The organism is Acidobacterium capsulatum ATCC 51196 (assembly GCF_000022565.1).
Lineage (GTDB): Bacteria > Acidobacteriota > Terriglobia > Terriglobales > Acidobacteriaceae > Acidobacterium > Acidobacterium capsulatum.
The window spans coordinates 3,372,573-3,386,928 of record NC_012483.1 but is presented as its reverse complement, the minus strand read 5'-3'; the positions used below and the strand labels follow the sequence as shown (position 1 = coordinate 3,386,928).

Below are 14,356 nucleotides of genomic sequence, written 5' to 3'. Positions count from 1 at the left end.
ATTTCCAATTCGGGCTGGGCTGAGAGGCCCTTGAATCCTAACGACTGCAGCTGAAAGCTAATAGCTAGAAGCTGGCAGCTAAAAACCTACTCTTCGATCTTCTCCACTTTCGCGAACTCCAGTTCCACCGGAGTGGACCGGCCGAAGATCGTTACCATAACCTTGAGTGTCTCGCGGTCCTCATTGATGTCGTCCACAACACCATTGAAGTTCGCAAAGGGCCCTTCGGTGATCCGCACCGACTCGTTCTTCTCAAACTTGATCTTGAGCCGCGGCTTCTCCTTCGAGACATCTGTCCGGAAGAGAATCGAGCTGACCTCGGCCTCGCTGAGCGCCACCGGCTTATCGCCGGTACCCAGAAAGCCCGTGACGCGCGGCGTGTCCTTGATGATGTGCCACAGGTCATTGTCGAGGTCCATCTCGACCAGCACATAACCCGGCAGAAAAACCCGCTCAATGGTGCGCTTCTTGCCGTTGACGATCTCCGTCACAGGCTCGGTCGGAATCATCACGCGGCCAATCTTGTTCTGCAGACCAAACGCCTGCACGCGCCCTTCGATCGATTCCTTGACCTTGCGCTCAAAACCCGAGTACGCGTGGATGATATACCACTTGAACTGCTCGTTCGCGGGAGGCTCGAGCTGACCGCCTGCGGCAGGAACCTCGTCCTCGGCGGCGGTATTTGGCTGAAGCTCTTCTGTCATGAAATCCCTCTCTACTGCCCGCCCAGCGCATGCAACAGGGCCTGCAGCCCGCGCCCGACAATGGAATCGACCACGTAGAAAAACGCCGAAAACAGAAATACCGAGAAAATCACCACCAGCGTCGTCGACTGCACCTCAGCCCGCGAAGGCGTCACCACCTTGCGCATCTCCGAGCGCACGTCTTTGAAAAACTCCATGCTGCGCGTCCACGGATTTCCCGTTTTCACCACCTGCGCTGCATCATTGACGGTCGCCGCTGCCTTGGCCATGGACTTCTTCTCTTTCTCTGCTACGGGCATCTGCCCTGCTCCCGCAACGCCTGGCGTGCGGCGCTGCAATCCTGTTGTCTAAAACTACTGCTTCGAAAAAACACTGGCAGGGGCGGAGGGATTCGAACCCCCAAGTTCGGTTTTGGAGACCGACAGTTTAACCGTTGAGCTTACGCCCCTGTGTGATAGCTGTTAGCCGCTAGCTTTTAGCCTCAGGCCTCGACCGCGCAAGCATAAAGCACGAAGGCTGCGGCAGGTTCCGCTAAAAGCTAATAGCTGGCAGCTAAAAGCTGCTTCTCTACTTCGTTTCCTTATGGTCGGTGTGCTTGCGGCAACGCTTACAGAACTTCGAGAACTCAAGACGGCCCGTGGTCGTCTTCTTGTTCTTCGTCGTCGTGTAGTTGCGCTCCTTGCACTCCCCACACTGCAATGTCACAATTTCACGCATTTTTTAATCCTAACTGAATCGGCGGCTTTTTCCTAATGAATCCCGTCTCCGGGATATCCTTAGCCGCCATTCGCAACTCTGCCCGGAGCTCCTTGGAGCTCCGGGCCTTGCCCTGTCTCGTTCCACCCTGCGCTTACTGCAGGATTTCGCTGATCGTACCGGCGCCGACCGTGCGGCCGCCTTCGCGAATCGCGAAGCGCAGGCCCTTCTCCATCGCCACCGGAGTGTGCAGCTCGATCTCCAGCGCGATGTTGTCGCCCGGCATCACCATCTCCGTGCCTTCCGGAAGCTTCGCCGTGCCCGTCACGTCCGTCGTGCGGAAGTAGAACTGAGGACGGTAGCCATTGAAGAACGGAGTGTGACGCCCGCCTTCTTCCTTCGACAGCACGTAAACCTCGCCCTTGAACTTCGTGTGAGGCGTGATCGATCCCGGCTTCGCCAGAACCATGCCGCGCTCCACATCTTCCTTCGCCACACCGCGCAGCAGCAGACCCGCATTGTCGCCGGCCATGCCCTCATCGAGCTGCTTCTTGAACATCTCGACGCCGGTCACCACCGTCTTGCGCGTGTCACGGAAGCCCACAATCTCGGCTTCCTCGCCCACCTTCACCTTGCCGCGCTCGATGCGGCCCGTCACTACCGTGCCGCGGCCAGAGATCGAGAAGATATCCTCAATCGGCATCAGGAACGGCTGGTCCACCGCACGCGCCGGCAACGGCACGTTGTCGTCCACGGCCTGCATCAGCTCGTCGATCTTCGCTTCCCACTGCGCCTCGCCGTTCAGACCGCCCAGGGCCGAACCGCGAATCACCGGCACATCGTCGCCTGGGAAGTTGTACTTCGACAGAAGCTCACGCACTTCCATCTCCACCAGGTCGATCAGCTCGGGGTCTTCCACAGCATCGCACTTGTTCAGGAACACCACGATGTAAGGCACACCCACCTGGCGGGCCAACAGAACGTGCTCCTTGGTCTGCGGCATCGGACCGTCGGTCGCTGCCACCACCAGGATCGCGCCATCCATCTGCGCCGCGCCCGTGATCATGTTCTTGATGTAATCGGCGTGGCCCGGGCAGTCCACGTGAGCATAGTGACGGTTCGACGTCTCATACTCCACGTGCGCCGTCGCAATCGTGATACCGCGCTCACGCTCTTCCGGCGCGTTGTCAATCGTGTCGAACGAACGGAACGCGATGTTCGGGTTGTGCTTCGACAACACCTTCGTGATCGCTGCCGTCAACGTCGTCTTCCCGTGATCGATGTGACCAATCGTCCCCACATTCACGTGAGGCTTCGAACGATCAAATTTCTCCTTCGCCATGTCTGCTCAATCTCCTGGATTGCAATGCTTGAACTTGATTCCGGGGCTTCCACCGTGCAAAACCCCGCCAACTTTTTCGCCTCAGTAGTAGGCGTAAACCTTCAGATACTTCTGCCGCAGATCAGGAGCCACCTGCTCCAGACTGCGAAGATAATGCTCGCGCACCTGGCCGCGATCCGAGTCGCCGAGCGAGGCATAGAGTGACGGCGTTTCCTTGCCAAGCAGCCCATGAGCCAACACAGCCTCATACTGGCGAATCCGCAGGCCCGACCGCTTCACGCTGCGGATAAAGCCTTCCACCTTGGCCGGCGAGAAGGCAACATCGATCGCCCCGGCAACCTTCGAGAAGATCTGCTCATTCTGAACGGGAAGTACTGCTTGCTCGAACATCGTTCTCTTGCCCTTACCTGCGCCTTCTAACGTTTGGAGCGGGAGACGGGAATCGAACCCGCGACCAACAGCTTGGAAGGCTGTGACTCTACCACTGAGTTACTCCCGCCCTGCAACAAAGCCGTTAGCCCTCAGCTTTTAGCTTTTAGCTCTGAACCAGCGCCGAAGAAGCTCCACATCGCGCAGGCCAGGCTGACAGCTAGAAGCTAAGAGCTAAAAGCTGAATCTCTGGAGCTGATGACCGGGATTGAACCGGTGACCTCTCCCTTACCAAGGGAGTGCTCTACCAACTGAGCTACATCAGCCCTTACAAAACCTCTTCCGAAGACTCTGTCCGAGGCTTCCTCGTCAACAGAATCCGGAAGGCAAAACTTCCGAGAATGATGCAGACAATATCCCGCACCTTGCCCGCATCCAGGGTGAACCACGCCAACCCTGCCAGCAGCCCCAGACCGAGGAGCGCAACCACCTTCCGCTGAGCGCCCTCAAATCGCATGCTGCTCTTCCAACCCGTCCCACGCCACCACTCCGGCGCGTCAATTCGTGGTGCACAGGGGAGGATTCGAACCTCCGTAGCTCCAAGGAGCGGCAGATTTACAGTCTGCTGCCATTAACCACTCGGCCACCTGTGCCCATTGCCCGGTTCAGAGCTTTCACTCTTCCCCGCTGCCCCGCGCGCTTGCTGCGCCGTGGCTGGCGAATTCCCAAAGAACTTCTCAGCCGGAACTGCTTTCACTCCTCCGCACGACACCACCCAGCCTCCCGGCGCAAAGCTCCGGCAAAAAACATTGGCTGGCAATGGGAGTCTGCTGCGGAAGGGTACTCCGGCCCGTACTGATTCGTGCAGGAGAGTCTGGAGCTGGCGAAGGGATTTGAACCCCCGACCGTCTGATTACAAATCAGATGCTCTACCAGCTGAGCTACGCCAGCCCGAACAGTTCCCAGCCCTCAGACCTGGGCGCGAGACCGCGTCAGCATCAGAGGGCTATAAACAGAACAGTAGCACACGCAGAGACCGGGAGCAATCGAGCTTTGCCACAAAGCGCCGCAACCCTCTCCGCGCCCGCGAACCTTAACCCCGCCACCCCCTTCAGCAGCTATATCCGCCGCCCTGAAACACCAGCCGCAACTGCCCATCCCGCACCGTGTAGGCGCGAAAAAACTGCGCTTCCGGCGTGTTCACTGAGGTCAGCAAAAACTGCGCGCCGTTCCTGAGCCGCACCGTGCCCAGCACCTGCTCATTTTCCTCGGTCTCATTCTGCTTCCAGAAGAGCAGATGAAAGTGACGCCCCTGCATCTCTCCAATGGCAAAAATCAGTCGCACCGTCGAGGCATCCGAAGGGCCTGCATTCGCAAAGTCAAGAAACGAGCGCTGCGCCACCACCAGGGCCTGGCCATCGAGCGTGAGATGAAAGAACCGCACCCCCAGCAGGCGCGTGGCAGGCATCGGCACGGCAACTGCAAAGGCGCGAAAGAGCGCGCCATAACCGGCATTCGTCTCCGGCACCAGCGCAGGCGGCGACAGAAACTGCCCCGGGTCGCTCGCCGCCACGGCGCCATCCTCCACCACGACTCCGGTATAGGCAGCCGTGGTACCGAACGAGTCGCAGTTGCCCAGCTCCATCGGCGGCGCCAGCAGCGTGCCGCCAAACCCCGCCGCGCTCACCATCGTGTACGCATGCGGAGCCGCCAGATAGCTCTGCGCAAATGCCTTGCAGAGTCCGAGATCGGCATCCGTCACCCAGCGATAGTTGCAGGGCAGGTCCGTCCATTGCCCGCTGGGCGAGAGCCAGGCCATCGGCTCCACCACGGCGAGTCCGTCCGGGGTCCACTGCCCCGTGCTGATGCCGCCGGCCAGCACCGACTCGTTGCGCGAGACCGCCGTAATCATAATGCCCGGCGACGGAGCGGCAGCGGCAGCCCACACCGGCGCGGCGGCACAGGCCGCAATCGCCGCCAGAAGAACTCCCCTTAAAAGCGCTGTCCGCAACTTGCGCCCTCTCATGCCGCTGACTCTTTCACCCCTACCGTTGTAGGGCCGCCCGCGGTGCAAACGCAAGCGCGGGAGTCACAGCACGCAACCCGGCCCTCCCGCCGCACTTGCTGGCTGGCTCTCCGGCCATGCTTTTGACGTTCGCGAGGGCCGCTCTGAATGAGATGATGGTTGCCATGAGACGACGGCGCACCCGGATCACCATTGCCATTGTGGCCGCCATTCTGCTCCTGCTCGCCGGAGCGGTTTACCTTCGAGCCAAAGCCCCGCCAGAGGTCGCGCGGCTGCTGCCGGAATCCGACGGCATCGTCTACATCAACCTCGCGCCCCTGCGCGCCGCCACGCACTTTGACCGCAATCCGGTCACGCCCGGCCCGGAGTACCAGAAATTCATCCAGGCCACCGGCATCGTCCTCGAGCGCGATCTCGATCAGGTGGCCTTCGCCCTCCAGCGCATGCCCTCGCCCAACGGACCCAATGGGCCGGTCGCCTACTCCGAGGTCTTTGAAGGTCACTTCGACGGCCGCAAGCTCACGAAATATCTGGCCGGCATCGCGACCGCTCAGGAGAACTACGCCGGCCACACCATCTACGACATCCCCAACCAGGGCCGCACCGATCGTGTGACGCTGCTCGGCTATGACATGGTCGCCGTCAGCAATACCCCCACCGCCGAGCAGATTCACTCCATCGTGGACCGCTATCGCACCGCCGCCATGCCCTTCACCGGCTCCTCTCTGCTGGCCGCGCACTACAAGGACGTACCCCTGCTCTCGCTCGCCTGGGGCATCGGCAAGATTGGCCTGCCCCTCAGCGGCGACGGGCAGCAGCCAATCCAGTTGTTTGGCATGGCCCTGCCCATCTCGCCGGACGCCACCTTCGTGGCCTCGCTCCGCTGGACCGGCGCGCTGCGCCTGCGCATCGAGGAGATCGCCCAGAGCATGCGTGAGGCAAAGTCCTCCGCCGATGGCCTCAAGACCATCCTGGGCGCGGCGCATGTGCTCGAAAGCGTGCCCACCGGCGGCCACGTGGACCCCAACATCAAACAGGTCATCGACAGCGCCCGTGTGCGGCAGAAGAAAAACCGTGTCATCCTGACCGCGTCCATCCCCGACGCATTGCTCAAAACCATGCTCAAGCCTGCGCCTCCGGCGTCCCCGGCACCCGCCGCCGCTCCGGCCCCGCCCGCATCTCCAGCCCCGCAAGCCTCCCCGGCAGCCCCCGCAAAATAGGCGCTGCCAGCGGGGATGCGGGGCGCTGAATCCTTTGCCGCCTCGCCCCCGGTACCCCTGTCCGCGCCTCAGAATGTCCTCCAGACGCCCTCCGGATCGAAGCCCGCGCCTCTTGCCGATGGTGGGTTCGAACGGGCCGCACTCGAGCCAGATTGCCGGAAATATCCCCCTCACCGGGTACCATAAAAACAGGGCGCCCAAAAGAGCGCCCCTCCAGCAATCAATGTGAATCCGAATTCACATTTTCGAAATCCAAAAAGTGGCCATATCTCCATATTTTTCAAACAGATATCTTAATACTCAAATACTTGCCCCCGCCCTCCGGTCAACTTCCCGGCAAAAAAAGCCAAAAGTGAATCCAGATTCACATTTTCGGCAGAATTCAGCATCCTCAAGATTCAAAAAGACTTACCTTTGCCTAAAATGCGAATGAAGCACTTCGACGCGAAAATATGTGAATCTGAATTCACATATTTCGCTCATCCCGCCGCAACTCACACATTACTCTAGACTTATAGGCGATCAGCACCGCGGCGCAATCGAACCCGCTCCCGACCCTGATCCCGCTGTGATGCCCCCGGGGCAACAACAAAGGCCGCCCGCGGGCGGCCTTTGCACTTCCATCCGGAACAGGAATCAGCTTCCCGCGGCGGCAGAAACCACCCCGCCGGAGGCGGCAAGCTGGCGCATCGTCTCATGCATGAAGGGGTGCGGATTGACCGGCGTATTGTGAATGCGAACCTCATAGTGCAGGTTCGGGCCGGTCACGCGGCCGCTCTCGCCGACATACCCGATCACCTCGCCGATATGCACCCGCTCGCCCTCAGTCACGGCAAAGCCGGAGAGGTGAGCATAGTAGGTCTGAATGCCGTGGCCGTTGTTCAGGATGACCATCCGGCCATAGCCGGTTTCTTCCCCGGCAAGCTCCACCACGCCGTTGGCCGTGGCATGCACGGGCTGCCCGTAGCTGGCGGCAATGTCGATGCCGGTATGAAACTCCGTTTCGCCGGTGCGAACGGGGTCCTGACGCTCGCCAAAGGCGCTCGTCACCCGGCCCGTAATCGGCCAGAGTGCGGGAGCGCTGGCAAAGTCTGCCCAGCCGCCGCCATCCTTGGTGTTGAGCAGGTTCATCTCCATCGAGTTCGAGATGCCGCCGGCCAGAGCCGTGCTGCGCAGCGACGAAAGCTCATTGAGCGAGCGCTCGTAAGCCTGCTCCGTAAAGTTCACGTTGGAGGCATCGGAAAGCGGCGAAGTGGCCGTCACCGCGGAGTCGCGAGAGATATGCCCGTGGCTGAGACCATAAAGCGCAGCCACCTCGCTGGCCAGAGAGCCCAGCGTGGCCGCCTGCACTTCCTTCTCGTGCGCCACCACCTGCAGGTTCTGGTAGTCCTTCTGGAGCGCCACCTGCTGCGAGCGCACCTGGTTGAAGCGGGCCGTCTTGAGCAGCATGCGGGTGTAAGAGCCCGCCATGCCAGTGATGGTGAACGCGCCTACCACGGCTGCCGCCACAAAGATGTAGGCGTAGCGCATCGGAATGGGAATCTTGCGAAGTCTCCCATCCTCTTCTCGTGCCACGAAGATGATGTAATAGCGCTTTTTGAACAAGACTGCCTGGCCTGAAAAAAATTTACGAGACGCAGACAACCTTTCGGGCATCGCATCTCCTTTTTGACCGTAACAGCCGGAAGGCACCGGGTCAACGGTGGAATCGTGCAAACTCTGTACCTCCGCCGGCACGTTTCCAAATGGGAAAAGTTCTGGCAGAGCATCCCAACCGGGCACAGACGTCGAATCAGCCGCCGTGCGCCCGCCAACGCGCTATGCTGAGTGCTTGCGAAAGAGCCACAACATGACAGCAGAACGGCAATGGATCGCGGCCCTGGCCGCCCGGTTACCAAAGTATGGGGCCGGGGTGCGCGTGGGCATTGGGGACGATTGCGCCGTGCTGCGCCCCCGCGCCGGCCACGAGATTGTGGTGACGACCGACCTGCTGCTCGAGGGCACGCATTTTCGCCGCGACTGGCACTCGCCCGAGTCCGCCGGGCACCGCTGCCTGGCGCGTGGACTCAGCGACCTCGCGGCCATGGGCGCCTCTCCGCTGGCCGCGTTTCTCTCGCTCGCCGCGCCGCCGGAACGGATGCGCCCCCAGGGCCGCGCGAAGAAATCATGGCTTGACCGCTTTCTCGACGGCCTGCTGGCGCTGGCAGACGCGCACGGCGTCTCGCTCGCCGGGGGCGACACTGCGCAATCGCCGATGGGCGGCGTCATTGCGGACATCGTATTGCTCGGCCAGACGCCGCGCGGCCGGGCACTGCTGCGCTCGGGAGCAAGAGCAGGAGACCGCCTCTACGTGACCGGAGCCCTCGGCGGCGCGGCCGCGGAACTGCTGGCCCTTGGGCATGGGCAGTCGCTCCGCCTGAAGGGCGCGACGGCGCATCCGCAGTTGTTTCCGCAGCCACGGCTCGCGGTGGGCCAGCGGCTGCTCGGCGCCCGGCTGGCGACGGCGGCCATCGACATCAGCGACGGCCTCTCGACCGATCTCGACCACCTCTGCGAAGAGTCTGGCCTCGCGGCGGTCATCGACGCGGCGGCCCTGCCGGTGCATCCGCTCGCGGTCATGGCGGCGGAGCGCGGCTGGGCAGCCTCCGCACAGGGTCTGGCGCTGCATGGCGGCGAAGACTACGAGCTGCTGTTCACCGCTGCTCCAGCCGCTCGCGTGCCCCGCCAGATTGCGGGCGTGCCGGTCACCTGCATTGGCGCCATGCAGGCTCCTGCGCGCAGGCAACCGCGCATGCAGTTGCGCTCGGCCGGCGGAAGCTCCGAAGCGCTGGCTCCGGGTGGATGGGAGCACTTCAGGCCGCGTTGAGGCGCGGGGCGACGCTGCTTGTTACGATCAGGATGTATGTCCGCCAATCAGGTTCGCGTTCGTTTTGCGCCCTCACCGACGGGGCTGCTGCATGTGGGCAATGCCCGCACCGCTCTCTACAACTGGCTCTATGCCCGCCATCATGGCGGCCAGTTCCTGCTGCGTATTGAAGACACTGACCTTGACCGCAGCGAGGTGCGCCACGAAACGCAACTGATGGAAGACCTGCGCTGGATGGGCCTCGAATGGGACGAAGGCCCGGGCGTGGAGGGTCCGCACGCGCCCTACCGGCAGTCGGAGCGGCTGGGCATCTATCGCGAGCACACCGAACGCCTGCTGGCCGAGGGCAAGGCGTACCGCTGCTTCTGCACGCAGGAGGATCTGGAGGCCGAGCGCGCCAGAGCTGTGGCCGAGCATCGTCCACAGGTGTACTCCGGGCGCTGCCGCGCACTCAGCGCCGAGACCTCGGCGCAGCGGGCCGCGGCGGGCGAGCCCTTTGCCGTGCGGCTCAGAATTCCCGACCATCCGCTGCGCTTTCACGACCTCGTGCGCGGCGAGGTGGAGTTTCCGCAGGAGACCGTCAGCGACCCGATTCTGGTCCGTTCAAGCGGCATGCCCGTCTACAACTACGTGGTCACCGTCGATGACGCGCTGATGGAGATCACGCACGTCATTCGCGGCGACGACCACATCTCGAACACGCCCAAGCAGGTCGCAATCTACGAGGCCTTTGGATGGCCGGTGCCGCAGTTTGCGCACCTCTCGACCATTCTGGGCAGCGACCGTGAGCGGCTCTCCAAGCGGCACGGCGCAACCTCGATTGCGAGCTTCCGCGAGATGGGCATTCTGCCCGAGGCGCTCACCAACTATCTCGCGCTGCTGGGCTGGGGCGCGGAGGGCGGCACGCGCGAAACCTTCACCATGCCCGAACTGGTGGAGGCCTTCAAGCTGGAGCGCGTGACGGCCTCGCCGGCGGTCTTCGACTTTGAAAAGCTGCACTGGATGAACCGGCATTACCTGAAGCTGGCCGAGCCGGCGCGCGTGGCCGAACTCGCGTGGCCCTACTTTGCGCAGGCCGGATGGCTCGCGCCGCACAGCGAGAGCAGCGAGGCCGCGCAGACGTGGTTTGAGAAGCTGCTGGCGATCTTTGTGCCTTCGGTGGACCTGCTCGACCAGTTGCCGGGGAAGGCACGCTTTGTGTTTGAGTTTGACCCCGCGCAGGCGCGCGCCAACGAAGAGAACGCCGCCCTTCTGAACACCGAGAGCGCCCAGAAGGTGCTGGCAGCGTTTGCGGCGAAGGTGCGCGCGCATACCGGCACCGTCACGCCGGAGCTTTTCAAGATCTGGATGAACGAGGTGAAGGCCGAGACCGGAGCCAAGGGCAAGGATCTCTTCCATCCGGTGCGCATTCTGCTCACCGGCGCACACTCCGGGCCGGAGTTCGACAAGCTGATTCCGCTATTTGAGGAAGGCAGCGGTCTCGATCTGCCCGTGCGCGTATTGAGCGTACGCGAGCGCGTGGAGAAGTTTCTGGCGGAGTAGGCGGGCCTACCGCAATGGCCGCTCGAAGGTGAATCCGTCGGGGAAGGGACGGCGCAGTTCGCGGAGACGCTGTATGGCGGTTGCGCGGTCGCGGCTCACATCAAAGGCGCGCGTGGCAGAGGTGCTGATTTCGATCTGATCGCCCTCCCTCTGGTCGAGATCTTCGACTGCGGTCTTGGGCAGTCGAACGGCGAGGCTCTTGCCCCATTGGAATACCTGCATGACGACCCTGCGCATATGCATAGCTTAATGTTTATCCGGGGGACAAGATGCGTTTCTTGTGTTGTTCGACTCCTTGGCTGCCTCATGTTAACCGCCAGAACAATGCATGGTAGAGTTGGGATTATTTTTTGACGCTTCCGGTCGGAGGTCATGTTCGTGCTCGCAAGAAAGTGCCTCACCGTGGGAATACTCGTGGCTGGATTTCTCTCGCTTACGGGATGCCCTCAAAAGCCTGTTACTGGTTCTGTTCCGTCCCCTCCAGCAACCACAGAAAATCAGCCCATACCGCGCATTTCTCCGGACGTGGCCCAGCGCAACCTGCACACCTTCGTCCCACCTCTCTATCCCAAAGAGGCAAAGGCGAAGGGACTTGAGGGGACTGTTGTTCTTAAGTGCTTGATTACACGCACGGGAACGGTGTCCAACTTGCACGTGGTGTCCTCAACGAACCCCATTTTCAACGAGGCTGCGCTTCGCGCTGTACATGAGTGGCACTACAAGCCTTACTGGCATAACGGAAGACCCGTGAATGTAAGAACGACGATTCATGTGGTTTTCAGTCTTGGAAAGCGAGAGCGGAGATAGCTCTTTCGCGAGAAAGCATCACTCCAACCGATAAAAGCTCAGCGCGGCATCGCCTTGCACGAGCGTGCGGTAGCAGATGAGCTTGCCGTACTGCTCCGCGAGGGATTGCCGCTTGGCGTGCTCGGCTACCACGATAGCGTCGGCCGCAAGCAGCGGGGCGCACTCCCCGCCGAGCAGGGTGAGAACTTTTTCGTACTCGTCCACGCGGTCATAAGGCGGATCGAGGAAGACGATATCCACCGGGCTTCCCTGCCCGGCCAGACGCCCGACCACGGCGGCAGCGCTGCGCGCCTCGAGCGCGTAGTGGCTGCGAATCTGCAAAGCCGAGAGATTAGCGCGAATGGCCTTCTGCGCCGGGGCGGCCTGATCGACGAAGATGGCTTCACGTGCGCCCCGGCTCAGCGCCTCAATGCCAACAGCGCCGGAGCCTGCGTAGAGATCGAGAAAGATTGCGCCCTCAATGCGTGGCGCGAGCACGTTGAAAAGTGTTTCGCGCAGGCGGTCGCTGGTGGGCCGGGTGCCCTGCCCTGGTGGCGCCGTGAGCGGTCGGGATCGGTACTGGCCTGCGATGACGCGCATGTTCTTCATGCTAGAGCGTCTTTCCCCCACAGGCTATCTGTTCTGCCCCAGATTCCGCGCCCCGCTTTGGCGGCGGGGCTCGACCGCGCCTCATCGCGCCTTTCGGATTTTGCGAAACATGCCCGATCCCTTGCGCGGAAATTTCAATGCAGCGAACCCCACCATCTACAATGAGTTGCTGAACGAGGAGCAGTCATGCGCGGTTGGTCGTTTCCCCTGGGTCGCTGGTTTGGCGTGCATATTCGCGTGCACATGCTATTTGTGCTGCTACTGGTGATCTGCGTGGTGTCCACGAACATTCCGGGGCTGCCGCTGTGGCGCGGGCTGATGCTGTGCGCCGCGATTTTTCTGGGCGTTTCCATTCGCGAGATTGCGCGGCTCATCACGGCGAGCTACTTTGGCGTGCAGATGCGCAGCATTCTGCTGCTGCCGATCGGCGGACTCGTCTCCTATGCGAACCCTGACAGCGCGGACCGAGCCCAGAGCCCGCGCGCGCAGACCATCATCGCCATTGCCGGCCCGGCGGCCAATCTGCTCTTTACCGGAATTTTTCTCGCGCTGATCGTGGGCGCATCGCCGCTGGTGCCGGTGTTTGCGCGGCCCTGGGTCACGCCGGTGGCGCTGATGCGCTCGCTGGTATGGCTCAACTTCGGACTGTTTGCGGTGCATCTGCTGCCGGCCTACCCGCTCGACATGGGGCGGCTGATGCGCGCCTATTACCTGCGCAAGCAGGACGCGGCGCAGGCCACCAAGTCCGCCTCGCAACTGAGCCAGGTGATTGGCGCCACGGCGATGGTGCTGGGGCTGATTCTGCTGGCGGTGCCGAACACTTCGCTGACTGCGGAGCTGAGCCCCTGGCTGCTGATGGGCGGATTTTTCATCTTCATCGGCGCGCAACTGGAAGACCAGGGCGTGATGGTGCAGTCCGTTGTGGACACGGTGCGCATGAAGGACGTGATGCTCACGGACTTCCGCACGCTGTCGCCCTCAGACACACTCTCAGACGCGCTGAAGAAGGCCATTCACTCGCTGCAGGATGACTTCCCCGTAGCGCGCGGGCTGAACCTGATCGGCGTGGTCTCGAAGCAAAGCATTGTGCAGGCGCTCCGCCAGGAGGGGGACGGCTATGTGCAATCCATCATGTCGCGCGGCTTTCAACTGGCGCAGCCCGAGGACTCGCTCGGCCTGGTGATTCGCCGCATCGACAGCGGGCGCATGCCGCTGGTTCCGGTGGCCGAGCATGGCCGCATCGTGGGCATTGTGAGCCTGCAGAACCTGCGCAGCAGCATGATGCTGCTGGCCGAGTACCGGCGTCTGCAGCGGGAGCAGTAAAGCGTGGCCGCCGATACACCGCTCGCGCCGGGGCTGTACCTGGTGGCGACTCCGATTGGAAACCTCGAAGACATCACGCTGCGTGCGCTGCGCGTGCTGCGCACCGCCGACCGCATCGCCTGCGAAGACACACGGCAGACGCAGAAGCTGCTGAACCACTTTGGCATCGAAACGCCCGCGACCAGCCTGCATGAGCACAACGAGGCGGCGCGCACGCCCGAGATGCTGGCGGCTCTTGCCGCCGGGGAGCGCGTGGCCGTAGTCTCTGACGCCGGCATGCCGGGCATCTCTGACCCGGGCATGCACCTGGCGGCGGCGGCCATTGCGGCGGGCGTGCCGGTGTTTCCGGTGCCGGGCGCGAATGCCGCGTTGAGCGCTCTGGTGGCCTCGGGGCTCTCTGCGGAGCGCTTTCTATTCGCGGGATTTCTGCCCGCAAAAGCCGGAGAGCGGCGCACCGCGCTCGAGAACTTACGCGAGCAGATGGCCGACCCGATGACGGTGATTTTCTATGAGGCTCCGCACCGCATTCTGGAGACGCTGGGCGATCTGGAGTCGATCTGGGGCGCGGAGGCGCGCGTGGTGCTGGCGCGCGAGCTAACCAAGCTGCATGAGGAGTTTTTGCGCGGCACCGTGGCCGAGGTGCGCGCGGCTCTGAATGAGCGCGACCGCATGCGTGGCGAGATGGTGCTGCTGCTCGACGCGCAGCCCGCAACCGTGAGCGCGCCGTCCATTTCCATCAAAGATCGCGTGGCCGCGCTGGAGCGCGAAGAGGGTCTCGATGAAAAGGATGCTCTCAAGCGCATCGCCCGCGAGCGTGGCCAGTCAAAGAGCGAGGTCTATCGCGAGCTGCAGCGCGAGCGGGCAAAGCGCTAA

General features: G+C 62.4%; 16 protein-coding genes and 5 tRNA genes. 6 read left to right on the top strand and 15 right to left on the bottom strand.

All coding sequences use genetic code 11. The features are described from left to right. Positions 1-86 precede the first annotated feature (86 nt). The 12 genes from nusG to ACP_RS13850 form a co-directional block, all read right to left on the bottom strand. Positions 87-704: a transcription termination/antitermination protein NusG gene (gene nusG / locus ACP_RS13905; RefSeq protein WP_015897973.1), complete on the bottom strand. Its 618-nt coding sequence runs from the start codon at positions 702-704 to the stop codon at positions 87-89. Positions 705-715: 11 nt separating this feature from the next. Continuing rightward, positions 716-1,003: a preprotein translocase subunit SecE gene (secE, locus tag ACP_RS13900; protein WP_238525568.1), complete on the bottom strand. Its 288-nt coding sequence runs from the start codon at positions 1,001-1,003 to the stop codon at positions 716-718. 74 nt (positions 1,004-1,077) lie between these two features. Further along, positions 1,078-1,153, bottom strand: a tRNA-Trp gene (locus ACP_RS13895). 118 nt (positions 1,154-1,271) lie between these two features. Next, positions 1,272-1,421 carry a 50S ribosomal protein L33 gene (gene rpmG, locus ACP_RS13890; protein ID WP_015897971.1) on the bottom strand — a complete coding sequence of 50 codons (150 nt, stop codon included), beginning with the start codon at positions 1,419-1,421 and terminating at the stop codon, positions 1,272-1,274. Between the two features lie 133 nt (positions 1,422-1,554). Next, positions 1,555-2,742 (bottom strand): elongation factor Tu, encoded by a 1,188-nt coding sequence (gene tuf / locus ACP_RS13885; RefSeq protein ID WP_015896586.1) that lies wholly within the window; start codon positions 2,740-2,742, stop codon positions 1,555-1,557. Positions 2,743-2,823: 81 nt separating this feature from the next. Then, positions 2,824-3,132: a hypothetical protein gene (locus tag ACP_RS13880; RefSeq protein ID WP_015897970.1), complete on the bottom strand. Its 309-nt coding sequence runs from the start codon at positions 3,130-3,132 to the stop codon at positions 2,824-2,826. Positions 3,133-3,166: 34 nt separating this feature from the next. Next, positions 3,167-3,241: transfer RNA gene (locus tag ACP_RS13875), tRNA-Gly, on the bottom strand. Positions 3,242-3,361: 120 nt separating this feature from the next. Beyond that, positions 3,362-3,437: transfer RNA gene (locus tag ACP_RS13870), tRNA-Thr, on the bottom strand. A 2-nt stretch (positions 3,438-3,439) separates the two neighbouring features. After that, on the bottom strand, positions 3,440-3,628 hold the full coding sequence (locus tag ACP_RS13865; RefSeq protein WP_015897969.1) for a hypothetical protein: 189 nt from the start codon (positions 3,626-3,628) through the stop codon (positions 3,440-3,442). A gap of 48 nt (positions 3,629-3,676) precedes the next feature. After that, positions 3,677-3,764: transfer RNA gene (locus ACP_RS13860), tRNA-Tyr, on the bottom strand. A 222-nt stretch (positions 3,765-3,986) separates the two neighbouring features. Beyond that, a tRNA-Thr gene (locus ACP_RS13855) sits at positions 3,987-4,062 on the bottom strand. 160 nt (positions 4,063-4,222) lie between these two features. Next, positions 4,223-5,137: a hypothetical protein gene (locus ACP_RS13850; RefSeq protein ID WP_015897968.1), complete on the bottom strand. Its 915-nt coding sequence runs from the start codon at positions 5,135-5,137 to the stop codon at positions 4,223-4,225. A 164-nt stretch (positions 5,138-5,301) separates the two neighbouring features. Here ACP_RS13850 and ACP_RS13845 point away from each other — a divergent pair, with 164 nt between their 5' ends. Beyond that, a complete protein-coding gene (locus ACP_RS13845; RefSeq protein WP_238525567.1) occupies positions 5,302-6,357 on the top strand; it encodes a hypothetical protein in 1,056 nt (351 codons plus the stop codon). A gap of 636 nt (positions 6,358-6,993) precedes the next feature. On the opposite strand, the gene ACP_RS13840 is transcribed toward ACP_RS13845, so the two are convergent. After that, complete coding sequence (locus ACP_RS13840; RefSeq protein ID WP_238525566.1) at positions 6,994-7,962, bottom strand: M23 family metallopeptidase; 969 nt, start codon at positions 7,960-7,962, stop codon at positions 6,994-6,996. Between the two features lie 244 nt (positions 7,963-8,206). Here ACP_RS13840 and thiL point away from each other — a divergent pair, with 244 nt between their 5' ends. Together thiL and gltX are read left to right on the top strand one after the other, a co-directional pair. Beyond that, positions 8,207-9,223, top strand: coding sequence for a thiamine-phosphate kinase (gene thiL / locus ACP_RS13835; RefSeq protein WP_015897965.1), 1,017 nt, complete (start codon positions 8,207-8,209; stop codon positions 9,221-9,223). 36 nt (positions 9,224-9,259) lie between these two features. After that, positions 9,260-10,765 (top strand): glutamate--tRNA ligase, encoded by a 1,506-nt coding sequence (gene gltX, locus ACP_RS13830; RefSeq protein ID WP_015897964.1) that lies wholly within the window; start codon positions 9,260-9,262, stop codon positions 10,763-10,765. A 6-nt stretch (positions 10,766-10,771) separates the two neighbouring features. Here gltX and ACP_RS13825 read toward each other — a convergent pair whose 3' ends face one another. After that, positions 10,772-10,987: an AbrB/MazE/SpoVT family DNA-binding domain-containing protein gene (locus tag ACP_RS13825; RefSeq protein ID WP_015897963.1), complete on the bottom strand. Its 216-nt coding sequence runs from the start codon at positions 10,985-10,987 to the stop codon at positions 10,772-10,774. 150 nt (positions 10,988-11,137) lie between these two features. On the opposite strand from ACP_RS13825, the gene ACP_RS18840 reads away from it, so the two are divergent. Then, positions 11,138-11,572 carry an energy transducer TonB gene (locus ACP_RS18840; protein ID WP_083770619.1) on the top strand — a complete coding sequence of 145 codons (435 nt, stop codon included), beginning with the start codon at positions 11,138-11,140 and terminating at the stop codon, positions 11,570-11,572. An 18-nt stretch (positions 11,573-11,590) separates the two neighbouring features. Here ACP_RS18840 and rsmD read toward each other — a convergent pair whose 3' ends face one another. Continuing rightward, positions 11,591-12,160 (bottom strand): 16S rRNA (guanine(966)-N(2))-methyltransferase RsmD, encoded by a 570-nt coding sequence (rsmD, locus tag ACP_RS13820; RefSeq protein WP_238525565.1) that lies wholly within the window; start codon positions 12,158-12,160, stop codon positions 11,591-11,593. A gap of 186 nt (positions 12,161-12,346) precedes the next feature. On the opposite strand from rsmD, the gene ACP_RS13815 reads away from it, so the two are divergent. Together ACP_RS13815 and rsmI are read left to right on the top strand one after the other, a co-directional pair. Continuing rightward, the gene (locus ACP_RS13815) at positions 12,347-13,483 is read left to right on the top strand and encodes a CBS domain-containing protein (RefSeq protein ID WP_015897961.1); all 1,137 of its coding nucleotides are present in this window, start codon (positions 12,347-12,349) and stop codon (positions 13,481-13,483) included. Between the two features lie 3 nt (positions 13,484-13,486). Then, entirely contained in the window at positions 13,487-14,356 is an 870-nt protein-coding gene (gene rsmI, locus ACP_RS13810) for a 16S rRNA (cytidine(1402)-2'-O)-methyltransferase (RefSeq protein ID WP_015897960.1), read from the top strand.

Coding starts and splice junctions, on each gene's coding strand:
- nusG (WP_015897973.1), bottom strand. CDS start 704: ATGACAGAAGAGCTTCAGCCAAATACCGCCGCCGAGGACGAGGTTCCT.
- secE (WP_238525568.1), bottom strand. CDS start 1,003: ATGCCCGTAGCAGAGAAAGAGAAGAAGTCCATGGCCAAGGCAGCGGCG.
- rpmG (WP_015897971.1), bottom strand. CDS start 1,421: ATGCGTGAAATTGTGACATTGCAGTGTGGGGAGTGCAAGGAGCGCAAC.
- tuf (WP_015896586.1), bottom strand. CDS start 2,742: ATGGCGAAGGAGAAATTTGATCGTTCGAAGCCTCACGTGAATGTGGGG.
- ACP_RS13880 (WP_015897970.1), bottom strand. CDS start 3,132: ATGTTCGAGCAAGCAGTACTTCCCGTTCAGAATGAGCAGATCTTCTCG.
- ACP_RS13865 (WP_015897969.1), bottom strand. CDS start 3,628: ATGCGATTTGAGGGCGCTCAGCGGAAGGTGGTTGCGCTCCTCGGTCTG.
- ACP_RS13850 (WP_015897968.1), bottom strand. CDS start 5,137: ATGAGAGGGCGCAAGTTGCGGACAGCGCTTTTAAGGGGAGTTCTTCTG.
- ACP_RS13845 (WP_238525567.1), top strand. CDS start 5,302: ATGAGACGACGGCGCACCCGGATCACCATTGCCATTGTGGCCGCCATT.
- thiL (WP_015897965.1), top strand. CDS start 8,207: ATGACAGCAGAACGGCAATGGATCGCGGCCCTGGCCGCCCGGTTACCA.
- gltX (WP_015897964.1), top strand. CDS start 9,260: ATGTCCGCCAATCAGGTTCGCGTTCGTTTTGCGCCCTCACCGACGGGG.
- ACP_RS13825 (WP_015897963.1), bottom strand. CDS start 10,987: ATGCAGGTATTCCAATGGGGCAAGAGCCTCGCCGTTCGACTGCCCAAG.
- ACP_RS18840 (WP_083770619.1), top strand. CDS start 11,138: ATGTTCGTGCTCGCAAGAAAGTGCCTCACCGTGGGAATACTCGTGGCT.
- rsmD (WP_238525565.1), bottom strand. CDS start 12,160: ATGAAGAACATGCGCGTCATCGCAGGCCAGTACCGATCCCGACCGCTC.
- ACP_RS13815 (WP_015897961.1), top strand. CDS start 12,347: ATGCGCGGTTGGTCGTTTCCCCTGGGTCGCTGGTTTGGCGTGCATATT.